Below are 276 nucleotides of genomic sequence, written 5' to 3' on the forward strand. Positions count from 1 at the left end.
GGTGCGGACGGTTCGTCAGCAAATGCCTGACGACCGCCTCGGCGCTGACGCCGATCGATGCGCCCCAGTTCAGCAACCGGCTCGGTGTCCATTCCATGTGGGCGCGGTAAGCCGCAGGCATATGCTCTGCCACGGTGGTGTACTTCCCTTTGAGCCGACTGCGAGCGTGGGCGGCGACGCGTTTGCCGCCATGCAGGATTTCCACACCGTAGCGCGTCACGCGCGCGTGGACTTCCTGGCGTACAAGGCTGTGCGGCGCGCTGTAGTAGTGGCCAT

The 276-nt window shown here is 65.2% G+C and carries 1 pseudogene; it reads right to left on the minus strand.

From position 1 onward, the window contains the following. Positions 1–276: pseudogene (locus VSR34_RS39075) on the minus strand (IS21 family transposase); the annotation flags it as partial.

This window comes from Paraburkholderia sp. JHI2823 (assembly GCF_038900695.1).
In the GTDB taxonomy this organism is placed as follows: domain Bacteria; phylum Pseudomonadota; class Gammaproteobacteria; order Burkholderiales; family Burkholderiaceae; genus Paraburkholderia; species Paraburkholderia mimosarum.